Origin of the sequence: Paraburkholderia sp. UYCP14C, from assembly GCF_004197395.1 — a bacterium.
In the GTDB taxonomy this organism is placed as follows: Bacteria; Pseudomonadota; Gammaproteobacteria; order Burkholderiales; family Burkholderiaceae; genus Paraburkholderia.
Genome location: NZ_SELS01000043.1, coordinates 14,876 through 29,824, shown reverse-complemented (window position 1 = coordinate 29,824; position 14,949 = coordinate 14,876). Strand labels below are relative to the sequence as shown.

General features: G+C 63.5%; 13 protein-coding genes. 7 read left to right on the top strand and 6 right to left on the bottom strand.

Going from position 1 to position 14,949, the window contains the following annotated elements; translation table 11 throughout:
- Positions 1 to 10: 10 nt before the first annotated feature.
- From EVC45_RS30370 to EVC45_RS30355, 4 genes are all read right to left on the bottom strand, one after another.
- Positions 11 to 1,483, bottom strand: coding sequence for a tetratricopeptide repeat protein (locus EVC45_RS30370; protein ID WP_129961869.1), 1,473 nt, complete (start codon positions 1,481 to 1,483; stop codon positions 11 to 13).
- A gap of 286 nt (positions 1,484 to 1,769) precedes the next feature.
- Positions 1,770 to 2,633 (bottom strand): ABC transporter permease, encoded by an 864-nt coding sequence (locus EVC45_RS30365; RefSeq protein ID WP_129961868.1) that lies wholly within the window; start codon positions 2,631 to 2,633, stop codon positions 1,770 to 1,772.
- A gap of 16 nt (positions 2,634 to 2,649) precedes the next feature.
- Positions 2,650 to 3,444, bottom strand: coding sequence for an ABC transporter ATP-binding protein (locus EVC45_RS30360; protein WP_129961867.1), 795 nt, complete (start codon positions 3,442 to 3,444; stop codon positions 2,650 to 2,652).
- A gap of 39 nt (positions 3,445 to 3,483) precedes the next feature.
- Positions 3,484 to 4,503, bottom strand: coding sequence for an ABC transporter substrate-binding protein (locus tag EVC45_RS30355; RefSeq protein WP_129961866.1), 1,020 nt, complete (start codon positions 4,501 to 4,503; stop codon positions 3,484 to 3,486).
- Between the two features lie 268 nt (positions 4,504 to 4,771).
- On the opposite strand from EVC45_RS30355, the gene EVC45_RS30350 reads away from it, so the two are divergent.
- The 6 genes from EVC45_RS30350 to EVC45_RS30325 all read left to right on the top strand — a co-directional run bounded on the left by EVC45_RS30350 (position 4,772) and on the right by EVC45_RS30325 (position 11,481).
- The gene (locus EVC45_RS30350; protein WP_018423692.1) at positions 4,772 to 5,449 is read left to right on the top strand and encodes a response regulator; all 678 of its coding nucleotides are present in this window, start codon (positions 4,772 to 4,774) and stop codon (positions 5,447 to 5,449) included.
- Positions 5,450 to 5,451: 2 nt separating this feature from the next.
- Complete coding sequence (locus EVC45_RS30345) at positions 5,452 to 6,837, top strand: sensor histidine kinase (RefSeq protein ID WP_129961865.1); 1,386 nt, start codon at positions 5,452 to 5,454, stop codon at positions 6,835 to 6,837.
- A 126-nt stretch (positions 6,838 to 6,963) separates the two neighbouring features.
- A complete protein-coding gene (locus EVC45_RS30340; RefSeq protein WP_129961864.1) occupies positions 6,964 to 8,004 on the top strand; it encodes an ABC transporter substrate-binding protein in 1,041 nt (346 codons plus the stop codon).
- Positions 8,005 to 8,054: 50 nt separating this feature from the next.
- Positions 8,055 to 9,437: a sensor histidine kinase gene (locus EVC45_RS30335; RefSeq protein WP_129961863.1), complete on the top strand. Its 1,383-nt coding sequence runs from the start codon at positions 8,055 to 8,057 to the stop codon at positions 9,435 to 9,437.
- A gap of 31 nt (positions 9,438 to 9,468) precedes the next feature.
- Complete coding sequence (locus EVC45_RS30330; RefSeq protein ID WP_129961862.1) at positions 9,469 to 10,164, top strand: response regulator transcription factor; 696 nt, start codon at positions 9,469 to 9,471, stop codon at positions 10,162 to 10,164.
- Positions 10,165 to 10,353: 189 nt separating this feature from the next.
- Positions 10,354 to 11,481 (top strand): porin, encoded by a 1,128-nt coding sequence (locus EVC45_RS30325; protein ID WP_248295319.1) that lies wholly within the window; start codon positions 10,354 to 10,356, stop codon positions 11,479 to 11,481.
- Positions 11,482 to 11,575: 94 nt separating this feature from the next.
- On the opposite strand, the gene EVC45_RS30320 is transcribed toward EVC45_RS30325, so the two are convergent.
- Entirely contained in the window at positions 11,576 to 11,878 is a 303-nt protein-coding gene (locus EVC45_RS30320) for a hypothetical protein (RefSeq protein ID WP_129961861.1), read from the bottom strand.
- A 176-nt stretch (positions 11,879 to 12,054) separates the two neighbouring features.
- Positions 12,055 to 12,864, bottom strand: a complete 810-nt coding sequence (locus EVC45_RS30315; protein WP_129961860.1) for a DNA-binding transcriptional regulator — start codon at positions 12,862 to 12,864, stop codon at positions 12,055 to 12,057.
- Positions 12,865 to 13,085: 221 nt separating this feature from the next.
- On the opposite strand from EVC45_RS30315, the gene EVC45_RS30310 reads away from it, so the two are divergent.
- Positions 13,086 to 14,948: a bifunctional 3-(3-hydroxy-phenyl)propionate/3-hydroxycinnamic acid hydroxylase gene (locus EVC45_RS30310; protein WP_129961859.1), complete on the top strand. Its 1,863-nt coding sequence runs from the start codon at positions 13,086 to 13,088 to the stop codon at positions 14,946 to 14,948.
- Position 14,949 lies beyond the last annotated feature (1 nt).

The following is a 14,949-nucleotide window of genomic DNA, read 5'->3' as shown; positions in this document are numbered from 1 at the left end:
TGCCCCCGGCTCAGGCCGCTTGCATCGCATGTCCTGCAGCATCGCGTACCGTATCGAGCGATGCCCGAAGCGGATACGATGTGACTGGATGCGAAACGGGTTTGACGCGCAGCTCGGGACTCGATGTCCGGGTGTCGTCGTCCGGCGATGCGTCCACCGAGCGCGCGAGATCGAGTTCGCGCGCGGACAGCGTGCCGGCGTCGAGCTGCAGTGCCTGCGCGTATTTGCGTGCGGCTTCGAGCAGATCGCCTTTGTGCTCAAGCGCGCGGCCCCATTCCACGTAGGACGGCGCGCGATCGGGACGCAACGCGACGGCATGCGAGAGCTTGTCGATCGCCTCGTCGTAGTGGCCGGTCTTGACGAGCGCCTCCGCCCAGTCGTGCAGCGTGTCGACGGAGTCGGGATTCATCTCGGCAGCCCGCCTGAACGCATCGAGTGCTTCGCGATCGTGCGTCCTGGAATGCAACAGCACATCGCCGAGCAGCCGCAGGTTTTCAGCGGTGCGCGACTTTTCGTTCGCGCCGGCCCGCAGTTCCTTCAGCGCATCGTCGATGCGGTTCTGCTGTTCGAGCGCGATGCCGAGACCCGCGCGCAGCACCGCCGAATGCTTGTACTGGGTCAGCGCTTCGCGGATCTGCTGTTCGGCTTCTTTCGAGCGCTGCTGACTGTCGAGCAGCCACGCCTTGCCCGCGACTGCCCATTGAGCTTGCTCGGATGAGGGCAGCGCGAGGACTTCGTCATAGATCCCGACGATCTCGCGATAGTCGCATTGCGCGAGCGAACATTTGGTCTTTTGCACCTGCGTGAACAGATGGCTCGCGAGGATGTTGGGTTCGGCGAGGCGCATTGCCATGATCGCGATGTCGTGCACGAACTTGTCGAGGTCGCGCCCATCGAACGGCACCGTGCTTTCGCGGCCGTTGAACGGGCCGTGTTCTATCTGCACGTGCGCGATATAGGAATCCGCGCTGCCATTCGTCTTCGTGATGCCGACATGCACGGCGACATCGTCGCGCTGCAGCACGCCTTTGATGAAGCGCACCGTGGTCGCGTACGACATCTCCTGACCCGGAATCTGGATGTCCTGCTGCGCGTCGTTGCCGGTCATCGTGTCGTGCGGAATCGATTCGGCGTCCTGGCCGATTTCCTTCATCGCCGACATGATCCGCTCGGCCAGAAAGCTCGACGTATAGCCACGCTCGGTCAACGTTTGCGGTGTCTCGACCGGCGGCACCAGCAATTGGCGCGTGAGCACGCCGCGCACGACGAGGCAGACGAAACCGATCGTCAGAATCGCCAGCAACCAGGGCAACACGTACGGCCAGAGCCGCTTCGGTCCGCGGCCGATCACTCCGGCGGTGTGCAGGCCGAACAGCACGAATCCGCTCGAATCACGACGATGGCGGCGATTCGCACTGCTGGCGCGCATGAACGGGCCGCTGTACCCGTTCGTTGACCGACGTTGACTCTGTGCAATCGACATGGCTCACCTCGTTTCGATCCGCGATCGCTGTTGGCGATCGCCTGACTTGCGCGGTGGGTATGCATCGAATGTGCCATAGCGCACTGAACGGCCTGGTAGCCTGATGTTGGCTTCCGGTGGGGGGGATTGAAAGAAAGAAGTGTTGCGAGGGAGCCAACGAATCATGAAAAACAGTTCGTTGGCGGGAGACAGTATGTGCTTCAGCAAATAAAAATGCCGCTCAGTCCGAAAGACTGAGCGGCATTCGTGAAGCGCACTTCCTGGTGGCGACTCGCGTCGCCGCGGCTCAAACCGAACTCGGCCGCCACTTCAACAATCGATTCTCCACCGCGGTCAACAGATAGTCGGCGGCGAGCGCCACCACCGCCAGCACGATCATCGCCGCGAACACGCCGGCCGCGTTGAACGCGCCCTGCGCGGTGGAGATCAGCAAGCCGATGCCCTGCTTCGAGCCGAGAAACTCGCCGACCACCGCGCCGACCAGCGCGAAGCCGAAGCTCACGTGCAGGCTCGCGAGAATCCAGCTCAGCGCCGACGGAATCACGACCGAGGTCGTCACCTGGCGGCGCGACGCGCCGAGGATCTGCGCATTCGCGATCATGTAACGATCCGCTTCGCGCACGCCCTGGAACGCGTTGGCGAACACGACGAAGAACACCATCACGACCGCGAGCGCGACTTTCGACGCCATGCCGAGCCCGAGCGCGATCACGAACACCGAGCCCAGCACGACGCGCGGAATCGAGTTGGCGATCTTGATGTAGAGGCTGAACACGTCGGAGAGCAGCTTATTGCGGCCGAGCACGATGCCGCAGAAGATGCCCGCGACCGAACCGATGATGAAGCCGAGGCCCGTCTCTTCGAGCGTGACCCACACCTGCGTGAGCAACGGCCCTTGCGACGTGCCGTTCACGAACCAGTCGACGATCTGATCGAAGATCGCGCTCGGCATCGAGAAGAAGAACGGGTCGATCCACTTCAGCCGCGCGGACAATTCCCAGCCGCCGAGCACGGCCACGAGCACGAGGATGCGCAGCGAAACCACCAGAACCTGGCGCTGGCGAATCTTCTTCTGCGCGATGCGCTCGACCTGAGCGAGCGACGCGGGGTCGATGCCCGAGGGCATCATCTGTTGCGAGGGTGTAGACATGTTTGCCGTTCCTTGATTAACCGATCTGCACTTCTTCGCGCAGGTCATGCCAGATATCGCGCGAGATTTCGATGAAACGGGAGTCGTAGCGGATCTCCGACGTGACACGCGGTCGTGGCAGATCGATTTCGTAGACTTTCTTCAGCGTGGCGGGACGCGCGGTCAGCACGAACACGCGGTCGGCGAGCGCGATCGCTTCTTCGAGGTCGTGCGTGACGAACACGACCGAACCGACGCCGCCCCACAATTGCAGCAGTTCGTCCTGCATCAACGTGCGCGTCTGCATGTCGAGCGCCGAGAACGGCTCGTCCATCAGCAGGATTTCCGGCTTGTTGATGAAGGTCTGCGCAAGCGCGACGCGCTTGCGCATGCCGCCGGACAATTGATGCGGATAGTGCTTGCCGAACTTGTCGAGACCCACGCGGCGCAGCCATTCGTTCGCTTCGTCGTAGGCGGCCGATTTCGACCGGCCGCGATAGAGCGGACCGGCCGCAACGTTGTCCAGCACCGAGCGCCACGGAAACACCGCATCGGCCTGGAACACGAAGCCGATGCGCGGATCGATGCCGTCCACCGGCGCGCCCATCACGCGCACTTCGCCGGTGGTCGGCTTCAGCAAGCCGGTGATCATGCTGAGCGTGGTGGACTTGCCGCAGCCGGTCGGGCCGACCACCGCGACGAATTCGCCGCGTGCCACCGACATGCTGAAGTCGCGCAGCGCAATCGTGGCCTTGCCGTCCGGGGAAATGAAACGGCACGACACGTTGCGCAGTTCGATCGCTGGCGTCTCGCGTGACATAGGTTGATTCATCGGCGGGTGCCTCGCAGTTCTGTGAATATGAAAAAAGCGTTACTTCGACGCGGTCTTGACCGGCGCCGACACGTAGTCGTTGGTGTAGGTCTTGGCGAGATCGATATGCTTGCCCTTCACCGACGGATTGAACGCGGACAGCACCTTGAGCACCGTATCCGGACCGTCCGCGGGCATCTTGCCGTCCTTCGTGAACATCGGCAGCGACGCCTTCAGCGCGTTCACATACAGGTCCTTGTTGTTGCCGTAGTAGTCCTTCGGCATCTGCGCGGCGATGTCCTCGGCGCTATGCGTCGCGATGAAGTTCAGCGTCTTCGCGAACGCATGCGAGAGCTTGGCGGCCTCGTCCTTGTGCGCTTCGGCCCACGCGCGCTGCACGTAGAAGCTCGAAGCGGGGTAGGTGCCGCCGAGCGCGGCGCGCGTGCCTTCGACGTTGCGCATGTCGACCAGCACCTTCGCATCGCCGGTCTTCAACAGTTGCGAGACGGTTGGCTCGGTGGTCATGCCGGCGTCGATACGGCCTTGCTTGACGGCGGCGATGAAGCTGTTGTCCGCGCCCACCGGCAACATCGTGTATTGCGTCGACGGCACACCGGCGCGCTGCGCGAGATACTGCGTGAGGAAGCTGGTCGACGAACCGAGGCCGGTCACGCCGAGCGTCTTGCCCTTGACGTCGGCCATGCTCTTCAGCGAATCAGCCGCCTTCGTCGAGACCATTTCGACTTCGCCCGGCACCTGGCCGAACACGACCAGCGCCTGCACTTCCTTGCCCTTGCTCTGCAGGTCGATCGTGTGATCGTAGAAGCCGACCACGCCTTGCACCGCGCCCGCGAGCAGTTCGTTCTCCGCATCGACGCCGGCCGGCTGCGACAGGATCTCGACGTCAAGGCCTTCGTCCTTGAAGTAGCCGAGCTGCTCGGTGAGCTTGGCCGGCAGATAGATGATCTTGGTGGCGCCGCCGACCATGATCGTGATCTTCTCGGCGTGAGCGGCGGCCGAAGCGGCGGCAAGGGCGAACGCAACACCTGACACGGCGGCAATCTGGCGCAAGGTACGCATGAAGCAGTCTCCTTAGGTTGGTCGCCGCGACCGTGGTGCGCGGCGCTTTTCTGGGTCAATGGCGGCGATTATAGAAATGCGAAACCTTCTGCGAGCTTTCGGGGTTTGGCGCAAAACATGGGTGTTAACCCGAAAGTTCGCCCAAACTGCGCGGGAATCCCCGCTGCGCTCGCGGCGGCCACGGGACGTATGCCGCAAACCACACGGCACGCGCGCAGACCCCTTGTTTTAAGGCACAATCGACGGCCTGACTTTTGCCGTTGCCGCCATGAAGCTGCTGCTGATCGAAGACAACCCCACGCTTGCGCACTGGCTCGCGAAGATGCTGGAGCAGGAAGCCTTCGCGCTGGACGCCGTGCAGGACGGAGACGAAGCCGACCGCCTGCTGCGCACCAATCACTACGACGTGATCCTGCTCGACCTGAACCTGCCGAAACTGTCGGGCAAGAACGTGCTGCGCCGGCTGCGTCAGCGCGGCGACGCGACGCCGGTGCTGATCCTCACCGCGAGCGGCTCCATCGACGAGAAGGTGGAGCTGCTCGGCGCCGGCGCTGACGACTACCTGGTGAAGCCGTTCGAAGTGCGCGAGCTGATCGCGCGCATCAAGGTGGCGATTCGCCGGCAGTCGCCGTCGAAAGCGGGCGAGGTGGTGTGCGGCGATCTGTCGTTCGACATCGACACGCGCCAGTTCACGCTGAAGGGCGCGCCGCTGAACGTGACGCCGCGCGAGCGTTCGGTGCTCGAAGCGCTGATCCTGCGCCTCGGCAAGACGGTGACGAAGCCGGCGCTCGTCGACGCGATCTTCACGCTCGCCGACGAGCCGAGCGAGGACGCCGTCGAGATCTACATTTCGCGTCTGCGCAAGAAGCTCGACGGCAGCTCGGCCGCGATCGTCACGCTGCGCGGGCTCGGCTATCTGCTGCGCAAGCGGGAAGACGACCAGTAACGATGGCCAATAGCCTGCGCATCCGTCTGCTGTGGTGGTTGCTCGTGCCGCTCGCGCTCTATGTGTTCGTGACCGGCAAGACCGAGTACGACAACGCGCGGCGTACCGCGAATCTCGTGCAGGACAATCAGCTGGTCGCGTCGGCGCGGATGATCGCGGGCGAGATCGAATGGAGCGACGGCTTTCTACGCGTCGACGTACCGCCCGCCGCGCTGGAGATTTTCGCGTCGCCCTATCGCGACCAGGTGTTTTACAGCGTGCGGGTCGACGATGGACGACTGCTCGCGGGGACGCCGGATTTTCCGGCGCGTCCGGCGCTGGCGCCCGACGTGCCGGACTCGTACTACACCGAGTTGCACGGCCAGCAGGTGCGCGCGGTCGACGTCGTGCGCCTCATGTACGACAACGGGGCGACCCGTCCCGTGCGCGTGACGGTCGGCAAGACCGTGCGCTCGCGCGATGCGATGACGCAACAGCTGTGGCGGCCGCAACTCGTGCGCCAGCTCGAAATGATCGCGCTGGCGGTCGCACTGGTTTGCATCGGGCTCACCTTCGAGTTGCGTCCGTTGATGAAGGTGAAAGACGAGGTGGCCGACCGCGATCCGATGCAGCTCGAACCGATTCGCGTCGAGCGTCTGCATACGGAATTGCGGCCCATCGTCGATGCGATCAATCAGTGCATCGCGCGGCTCGGCGTGCAGGTGGCGGCGCAGCGGCGCTTTATCGCCGATGCCGCGCATCAGTTGCGCACGCCGCTCACGCTGCTCGGCACGCAACTGCAGTTCGCGCGGCAGCAGGAAGGCCTCAATCCCGCACTCGACGAAGCGCTTGCCGCGATGCATCGAAGCAATCGCTCGATGGTCGGTCTCACCAACAAGCTGCTGTTGCTCGCGCAGGCCGAGGCCGCCGACAACTCGCAACTCGCGATGGAACGCGTCGATCTGGTGCCGCTCGCGATGGAGGTCGTCGAGGATCTCGGGCTGCTCGCGCAGACGCGTGAGATCGATCTGGGCGCGGAATTGCACGGCGCGGCGCCGGTGCTCGGACATCGCGGCCTGTTGCAGGCACTGATAGCGAATCTCGCCGAGAACGCGATTCGCTATACGGGCAGCGGCGGCCACGTGACCGTTGCGGTGCGTGCGGACGCCGAGGCCAAGACGGTTACGGTCCGCGTGACCGACAACGGCCCCGGCATCCCGGCCGAATCGCGCAGCCGCGTGTTCGAGCCGTTCTTTCGTGCGTCGACGGATACCGAGGGCACGGGCCTGGGTCTTGCGATCGTGCGCGAAATCGCCGACGCGCATCACGGCGAGATCGCGCTGAAGGCGGGCGAGGGCGGCAAGGGCGTGGATATCGCCGTGACGTTTCCGCGTGCTACGCCGAAGTGATCGGGACAAACCCGAGGTTTGCGTCACATCCGCAGCGCTGAAAGCATCGGGAAGGGTTGGCCCCTTCAGAATCACGGGCAGGCGACCCGCGCGGCGCCCAGAAGCAGGATAACGGAGACACCCGCAATGAAGCTTTCCTCGACGCGTTTCTCGCGCGCGGCCTATGCCGCCGTCGCGGCGTCGCTCGCGCTGTGCGCGCTCGCGAGACTCGCGACGCCGGCGCAAGCCGCCGAGCCGGAGAAACTCGCGATCATGGTGGGCGGCACCAACAAGCTCATTTATCTGCCGGCGCGTCTTGCCGAGCAGCTCGGCTATTTCAAGGCGGAAGGGCTCGACGTCGAACTACTGTCGCAGCCGACGGGAATCGACGGCGAAAACGAAATGCTCGCCGGCGCGGTGCAGGGCGTGGTCGGTTTCTACGATCACACGATCGATCTGCAGACCCGCGGCAAGGAAGTGAAGACGATCGTCGTGTTCAGCCAGGTGCCCGGTGAAGTGCAACTGGTCGGGGCGAAATCGGCCGATTCGATCCGGAGCATGGCCGACGTGCGCGGTAAAACGCTCGGTGTGACCGGGCTCGGCTCATCGACGAGTTTTCTTACGCAATACCTCGCGCAGCGCGCGGGCGTGCCGGCCACGCAATACACGCTGCTGCCGGTCGGCGCGGACAGCAGTTTCATCGCGGCGATGCGGCAAGGACGCATTCACGCGGGCATGACGACCGAGCCGACCGTCACCCAGCTATTGAAAGCGGGCGACGCCAAAGTGCTCGTCGACATGCGCAATGTCGACGGCACGCGCGCCGCGCTCGGAGGCACCTATCCGGCGTCGAGCCTCTACGTACAAAGCACGTGGCTGGACGCGCATACCGACGAAGCCGCGAAACTCGCGCGTGCATTCGTGAAAACGCTGCGCTATATGCAAACCCACAGCGCGCAACAGATCGCCGCGCAGATGCCGCCAGAAGACATCGGCAACGACAGGGCGCTGTATATCAGCGCGTTGCAGGCCTCGCTGCCGATGTACACCGTCGACGGCAGGATGCCCGCCGACGGTCCGCAGACGGTGCTGAAGGTACTGTCGAGTTTCAATCCGGCGGTGAAGGGACGGCATATCGATCTGTCGCGCACGTTTACCAATCAGTTCGTCAATGACGTGAAGCCTTGAAAGCGGGCTGACCGCGGAGCTTGCTTCGCGCACAAGAGGATCGGCACATCGTGTTTTCAGGCAGTTTGCGCGGACGCTTGCTGTTGTGGCTGCTGTTGCCACTGGCGGCATTCGTATCCATTTCCGTCGTCATCTCATACCGTTTCGCGCAGAACACCGCGGACCTGGTTCAGGACAATGCGCTGCTTTCGTCGATGCGGATCATCGGCGAGGATATCGACTGGGACAACGGTTCGGTGTCGATCCAGATTCCGCCCGCCGCGCTCGAACTGTTCGAATCGCCGGAGCAGGACACGGTTTTCTATCGCGTCGAGGCAAGCGGCCATCGTCTGCTCGCGGGCATCCCCGACTTGCCGCTACCGCCGCACGTGAGCGACAAGCCCACGCTCTATTCCACCCATTTCGCCGATGGCCAGGCGGCGCGCGCGGTCGCGTACGTGCGGCAGCTCTACGATTCGGGACATACGGAGGAGGTGATCGTCACGGTCGCGAAGACGGAGGGCTCGCGCGATGCGATGGTGTGGCGTCTGCTGCGGCCGCAATTGTCCGGCGAAGTCCTGACGCTGGTACTGGCGATGGTGTTCGTCTACCTCGGCCTGACCTTCGAACTGCTGCCGCTGATGAAGGTGAAGGACGACGTCGCCGATCGCAATGCGTCGCAACTCGAACCGATTCGCGTCGCCCGTCTGCACGTCGAGCTGAGGCCGATCGTCGAGGCGATCAACCAGTGCATCGCGCGAATGGGCCAACAGGCGGCGACGCAGCGCCAATTCATCTCCGACGCCGCGCATCAGCTGCGCACCCCGCTCGCGCTGCTGCTCGCGCAGATCCAGTTCGCGCGGCAACGCGATAACCGCGACGCCCCGCTCGCCGAAGCGCTGGCGGGCATGCACAAGAGCAGCCGCAAGCTGACCACGCTGACGAACAAACTGTTGCTGCTCGCGCAGGCCGAGTCGGCGGCGCCGCTGAACGCGCGCGAGCGGATCGATCTGAGCGCGTTGATCGCGGGCGTGCTGGAGGAGTTGATCGCGTTTGCGCAGTCGCGGGAAATCGATCTGGGCGCGGAGCTGGACGACGGCCTGTACGTGACCGGCGACGAAGCATTGACCGCGGCGCTGGTGACGAATCTGGTGGACAACGCGCTGCGCTATACGCAGGCGGGCGGTCGCGTCACGGTCGAAACGCAGCGGCGCGACGCGATGGCGATCGTGCGCGTGATCGACAACGGACCCGGCATCAAGGCCGATGCACGCGAACGCGTGTTCGAGCGCTTCTATCGCGCGTCGAGTCATGCGGAAGGCACGGGGCTCGGCTTGCCGATCGTGCGCGAGATTGCGCATCGCCAGGGCGGCAGCGTGACGCTCGCATCGAATCAAGGCGGCGCGGGCCTCGTCGCGACCGTCGAGATGCGCTTATGGACCGGCGCGACCTGACGCTGCGCGACCCGCAAAAGAGAGGATGACGATGAAACTGCTGCTCGTGGAAGATGACGCGGACCTCGCGCGCTGGGTGATGAACCTGATGCAGGTCGAACAATTCGCGATCGACTGGGCGCAGAACGGCGAAAGCGCGGAGACGCTGCTCGGCCTGCAATGCTATGACGCGGTGCTGCTCGATCTGCGTCTGCCCGGCATGAGCGGCAAGGAGGTGCTCGCGAGGTTGCGCCGCAAGCGCGACGACGTGCCGGTGCTGATGCTGACCGCGAATGGCTCGACAGACGACAAGGTGGCCTGCTTTTCGGCCGGTGCCGACGACTATGTCGTCAAGCCCTTCGATGCGCGCGAACTGGTGGCGCGTATCAAGGCACTGATTCGCCGTCAGGCCGCGGGCGACAGAGGACAGTCGACCGAATGCGGCGATCTGCGCTATCTGTTCGATTCCCGCGAATTCGTGCTGCGCGACGAACGCCTGCCGTTGCGCCGCCGCGAACACGCGATCCTCGAAGCGCTGATATTGAAGCAGGGCAAGACCGTTTCCAAAGCCACGCTGATCGACAAGATCTTCACCCTCGACGAAGAGCCGAGCGCGGACGCGATCGATATCTATATTCACCGGCTGCGCAAGCATCTCGCGGCATCGACCGCGAAAATCATGACGCTGCGCGGACTCGGCTATATCTTGCGCGAAGAAGAACCGAGCGAAGCATTTGCGTCGCCCTAAGGTGACAGCGCGATAGAAGCGCCTCTCATCTGCCCGTCTTCTGTTGTTAATTTCCCACGGTTTCAGTGTTTTCACCGACTTCAACCGCTCTTTCGCGAAAGAGGCGTGAAGGGTTGATCTGACTATTCTGGCATTGCGCGATGCAAGCCGATGTCGGATCAATTCAACACAGATGGAGCGGAGGAGAAGATGGGGAACAAGACCCGGATGTTGCTGGTAGCGGGCGGTAGCGCGGTGGCCATGAGCAGCGCTCACGCGCAGTCGAGCGTGCAGCTTTATGGCTTGATGGATCTGAGCGTGGTGTCGTATCAGACCAACGCGAATGCCGACGGCAAGCACGTCATTTCGATGGGTATCAACGGCGAACCGTGGTTCAGCGGCAGCCGCTTCGGCATGAAAGGCGCGGAAGATCTCGGCGGCGGCCTCAAGGCGATCTTCCGCCTCGAAGCGGAATACCGCGTGAGCGACGGCGCAATGGAAGACCCGGGTCAGATCTTCGATCGCGACGCATGGGTCGGCTTCGAAAGCGACACGTTCGGCAAGGTCACGGCCGGTTTCCAGAACACCGTGGCGCGTGACGCTGCCGCGATTTACGGCGACCCGTATGGCAACGCCAACCTGACCACCGAAGAAGGCGGCTGGACCAACGCCAATAACTTCAAGCAACTGATTTTCTACGCGGGCAGTGCGACCGGCACGCGTTATGAAAACGGCATCGTGTGGAAAAAGCTCTTTGATAGCGGTGTATTCGCCGCCGCGGGCTACGCATTCGGCAATCAGACGAGCTTCGGCACCAACGCGACCTACACCGGCGCGCTCGGCTATAACGGCGGCCCGTTCAGCATGTCGGCGTTCTACAACCACGTGAACAACAACGGCTTCACGAACGAGGCCTATTCGATTGGTGGTAACTACAGGTTCAGCATCGTTCGTCTGAACGCCGGCTATTTCCACTACTCGGGTGGTCAGGGCGCGCTGGGTCAACGTCATGACAATGCGTGGACCGTGTCGCTCAAACTGTCGCCGAAGGGACCGTTCGACTACGCAATCGGTTACCAGCAGATGCATGCATCGAACGCGGCGTTCGCCGATAACGGCGGCACCGCGAATGCGAACCTCGCATTCAATCCCGACACCGGCACGGGCAGCGGCTATAAGGAAACCTTGTACGCGTCGATGTTCTATCACATGTCGAAGCGCACCGAACTGTACGTGGCCGGCGACTATATGAAGCTTCACAACGGCTATGTCGTCGCGACGACGTTTGGCGCGAAGAACCAGCTGGAATTGACGACGGGTATTCGCACGCGATTCTGAGTTGCGGGACTTCCTGCGAGTATTTGAATGCCGAGAAGACCGCCGCGGATTTAGCGCGGCGGTCTTTTTTTATGCGGCCTGATGGTCGGCCTGGTTAGCCGGCTTTGGCCGCAGTCTCCTTGGCGAGCAGGCGTTGAGCCTGGTGATCGCCGTTTGCCGCTTCCTGTGCGGTTTGAACCGAGGTTTCGCTGGCTTCCGCGAGCAGGGCGCGCGCCGCGCTGCTGATGTTGACGGTGTATGACGACGACGTGGTGCCGCTCGTCGATCCTGTTGATGATGAACCGCTCGTGCTGGATGTAGGCACCGTCGATGTCGATGCCGCAGTCGAGCCGGAACTCGACGTGACAGCCGCGCCCACGGCCCCTGCCGTGGTTTGACCCACCGCCTGAATAGACATTGTTTCTCCTGGTAAAAGACGAGTACTGCGTTCTGTCTATCGGCGTCGTTCAAGAGTGCTTGAGAACTATATTTTTCCTATTTTTCGCGGGCCTTAAGTGCTTGTTAAGGTTGTGCCTCGTACGCTGCTTTAGCAATTAATCTCTTAAGATTTTGTTAAGGTTGCGCAGGCGGTGGTTATGCGCGCTCGCCGCTCGCGCTGGTCTGTGCTGCGAGTTCGTCGACCATCTCGCGCGCCGCCGTCTGCAGCTCTGGTACATAGCGCCGCTTCGCTTCCGCGAGCGACACCGCGCGCGACAGAAACACCACGTTCAAGCTCGCGAGCACCCGTTCCTCGAACACGATCGCGACGGCGACCGCGCCGATTTTTCCCTGGTCCACCCAGTCGCCGTGATTCGAGCCGAACCCATCCGCGCGCACGCGTCGCACGAGGCTGCGGATCAACGCGTCGTTCGACGCGAGCGCCTTCTGCTCCTCGCCGCCCGCGCCTGCGCGCAGCAGATCGAGAATGTCCTCGCGCTCCTCGTCGGGGCACATCGCGAAGTACGCGCGGCCCGCCGCGGTCAGCAGGATCGGCAGACGGCGGCCGACCATCGCGCGATGAAACGACAGCGGACTGAAACGGTGCGTGGTCTCGCGGATGATCATCGCGTCGCCGTCGGGCGTGGTCAGGTCCGACGGCCACGCGACGCGTTGCAGCAGACGCCCCATGACCGGCGGCGCGATGGTCGCGATGCGTTCGTCGTCGGTAAAGCCTTCGCTCAGCGCGCGCACCTTCAGCGTGAGCCGGAAGCTGTCGTCCGACTCGCTGCGCCGCACGAAGCCTTCCTCCATCAACGTTTCGAGCAGCCGCCGCGCGGTGGTGCGATGCAGGCCGGTCAGATCGCTGATCTGCTGGCTCGTCGCGCGTCCGCTGTCCATCGAGTTGAGGGCCTGCAGCACCTGCAAGCCACGCGACAGACCTCGCACATTCGTGTATTTGGTCACTTAAAATCTCAATAAAATCAACTATGTGCATTGTATGCACAATTTCCAGATTTTGTTGAGCGGGCAGGTGGCCGGTCCTAGACTGCCAACAAATCAACGAATTCATGGAGACGCAAGCTGTTGTCAACAGGCGATTGTTTCGCCCTGGCGACAGCCGGTTCCCGCCGCCGCGCTCCTTGAAGATCTCGACCCGGTCTAGCGGGTCGACATACGGAGACGACATGCCCCCCTCGCTCGATACCGTGGCCGCGCCAGGCCACAACGGAACCGTCAGCACCGACGTCGCGATCATCGGCGCCGGCCCGGTCGGATTGATGATCGCCAACTATCTCGGCCTGCAGGGCGTGCGCGTCGTGCTGATCGAAAAGCTCGACAAGATCATCGACTATCCGCGCGCAATTGGTCTGGACGACGAAGCACTGCGCGTGTTCCAGTCCGTCGGCCTCGCCGATGCTTTGCTGCCGCACACGACCCCCGATCACTGGATGCGCTTCGTCACGGGCAACGGTCACTGTTTCGCATCGATCGAGCCGCGCACCGACGAATTCGGCTGGTCGCGCCGCAACGCATTCATCCAGCCGCTGGCCGACCGCGTGCTGTTCGACGGCCTGCAACGCTTCCCGCACGTCGAGGTGCTATTCGGCCACACGGTCGAGTCGTTCACGCAGGACGGCGGCGGCGTCACGATCGAAGCGGAACACGCGCAAAGCGGCCGCCGCACGATCCGCGCGTCCTACATGGTCGGCGCGGACGGCGGCAACAGCTTCGTGCGCCGTGCGCTCGACGTGCCGTTCGAGGGCCGCACGAAGCCGAATCAGTGGATCGTCGTCGACGTACGCAATGACCCGATCGGCTCGCCGCACGTGTACATGCATTGCGATCCGCGGCGCCCGTATGTGTCGGCCGCGTTGCCGCACGGGATTCGCCGCTTCGAATTCATGGTGATGCCCGGCGAGACCGAGGAAGAACTGTCGAAGCCGGAGAACATGGCCGCGCTGATCCGCAAGGTCGTGGCCGAGCCGGAGAAAGTCGATTACATCCGCAAGCGCGTCTATACGCACAACGCGCGGCTCGCGAGCAGCTTCCGCGTGAACCGCGTGCTGCTCGCCGGCGACGCCGCGCACATCATGCCGGTGTGGCAGGGCCAGGGCTACAACAGCGGGATTCGCGACGCGAGCAACCTCAGCTGGAAACTCGCGATGGTGGTCAAAGGCGTCGCCGGCGATGCACTGCTCGACACCTACACCGCCGAGCGCCGTTCGCATGCACGCTCGATGATTCACCTGTCCGAAGTGGCGGGCGACATCTTCGCGCCGACGAGCCGCCTCGGCATCAAGTTTCGCGATGCGTTCGTGCGGACGTTCAACTGGTTCCCGGCGGTCAAGCGCTACTTCGTCGAAATGCGCTTCAAGCCGATGCCGCGCTATGAAAGCGGCGTCGTATTGCTTGCGCGCACGCCGCGCAAGCATGGCTGGCTCGCCCGCGTGCTCGACCGCTCGGGCCATTCGGCGCCCGGGAGACTGCTCGGTCTGATGAGCGAGAAGCGCGAGTCGCGGCTCGGCCGTCTGGTGTACGGACGCGACCCGCATTGTCATTCGCCGGTGGGCCGCATGTTCATTCAGCCGCGCGTGCGCACGGTGAGCGGCGAGGTCGTGCGACTCGACGATGTGCTCGGCAACCGCTTCGCGATCGTCGGCTGGGGAGCCGAACCGACCTTCGGTTTGTCGGAGCAGGCGCGCGCGATCTGGCAGCGGCTCGGCGGCTGCTTCGTGGTCGCGAAGCCGGACACGCAATTGTTCTTCCATGACGACGTGCCGGAAGACGTCATCGCGATCGGCGATGTGAACACGCGACTGAAGGACTGGTTTGCGCGAGTGCCGGAATCGGTCGTGTTGTTGCGTCCCGATCGCTTCGTCGCGGGCATGGGCTCGCCGCAGCAGGTGTCGCAACTCGTCGTCGAACTCGCGCAGAAGCTGGATCTCGATGCGGCGGCGCTTGCCGAGGTGGCGGATTCCGGCAACGAAGCAGCGTTCGCGCGCGATGCCGTCGCCGCGTGCGCAACCGCCGCAACCGCCGGAGCCTGAT

Excerpts from the sequence above, each read along its gene's own strand:
- EVC45_RS30370 (WP_129961869.1), bottom strand. The coding sequence starts at position 1,483 with ATGTCGATTGCACAGAGTCAACGTCGGTCAACGAACGGGTACAGCGGC.
- EVC45_RS30365 (WP_129961868.1), bottom strand. The coding sequence starts at position 2,633 with ATGTCTACACCCTCGCAACAGATGATGCCCTCGGGCATCGACCCCGCG.
- EVC45_RS30360 (WP_129961867.1), bottom strand. The coding sequence starts at position 3,444 with ATGAATCAACCTATGTCACGCGAGACGCCAGCGATCGAACTGCGCAAC.
- EVC45_RS30355 (WP_129961866.1), bottom strand. The coding sequence starts at position 4,503 with ATGCGTACCTTGCGCCAGATTGCCGCCGTGTCAGGTGTTGCGTTCGCC.
- EVC45_RS30350 (WP_018423692.1), top strand. The coding sequence starts at position 4,772 with ATGAAGCTGCTGCTGATCGAAGACAACCCCACGCTTGCGCACTGGCTC.
- EVC45_RS30345 (WP_129961865.1), top strand. The coding sequence starts at position 5,452 with ATGGCCAATAGCCTGCGCATCCGTCTGCTGTGGTGGTTGCTCGTGCCG.
- EVC45_RS30340 (WP_129961864.1), top strand. The coding sequence starts at position 6,964 with ATGAAGCTTTCCTCGACGCGTTTCTCGCGCGCGGCCTATGCCGCCGTC.
- EVC45_RS30330 (WP_129961862.1), top strand. The coding sequence starts at position 9,469 with ATGAAACTGCTGCTCGTGGAAGATGACGCGGACCTCGCGCGCTGGGTG.
- EVC45_RS30325 (WP_248295319.1), top strand. The coding sequence starts at position 10,354 with ATGGGGAACAAGACCCGGATGTTGCTGGTAGCGGGCGGTAGCGCGGTG.
- EVC45_RS30320 (WP_129961861.1), bottom strand. The coding sequence starts at position 11,878 with ATGTCTATTCAGGCGGTGGGTCAAACCACGGCAGGGGCCGTGGGCGCG.
- EVC45_RS30310 (WP_129961859.1), top strand. The coding sequence starts at position 13,086 with ATGCCCCCCTCGCTCGATACCGTGGCCGCGCCAGGCCACAACGGAACC.